Source organism: Salmonella sp. NW1250 (assembly GCF_051812965.1).
GTDB lineage: Bacteria > Pseudomonadota > Gammaproteobacteria > Enterobacterales > Enterobacteriaceae > Salmonella > Salmonella enterica.
Genome location: NZ_JAMNDD010000043.1, coordinates 1 through 604, shown reverse-complemented (window position 1 = coordinate 604; position 604 = coordinate 1). Strand labels below are relative to the sequence as shown.

1 rRNA gene is annotated in these 604 nt (G+C 52.5%); it reads right to left on the bottom strand.

The features are described 5' to 3' along the window. Positions 1-604, bottom strand: a 23S ribosomal RNA gene (locus tag NBA72_RS24145); the annotation flags it as partial.

Below are 604 nucleotides of genomic sequence, written 5' to 3'. Positions count from 1 at the left end.
CACTTTCGTGTTTGCACAGTGCTGTGTTTTTAATAAACAGTTGCAGCCAGCTGGTATCTTCGACTGACTTCAGCTCCATGAGTAAATCACTTCACCTACGTGTCAGCGTGCCTTCTCCCGAAGTTACGGCACCATTTTGCCTAGTTCCTTCACCCGAGTTCTCTCAAGCGCCTTGGTATTCTCTACCTGACCACCTGTGTCGGTTTGGGGTACGATTTGATGTTACCTGATGCTTAGAGGCTTTTCCTGGAAGCAGGGCATTTGTTGCTTCAGCACCGTAGTGCCTCGTCGTCACGCCTCAGTGTTAAAGTGAACCGGATTTACCTGGAACACACACCTACACGCTTAAACCGGGACAACCGTCGCCCGGCCAACATAGCCTTCTCCGTCCCCCCTTCGCAGTAACACCAAGTACGGGAATATTAACCCGTTTCCCATCGACTACGCCTTTCGGCCTCGCCTTAGGGGTCGACTCACCCTGCCCCGATTAACGTTGGACAGGAACCCTTGGTCTTCCGGCGAGCGGGCTTTTCACCCGCTTTATCGTTACTTATGTCAGCATTCGCACTTCTGATACCTCCAGCAACCCTCACAGGCCACCTTC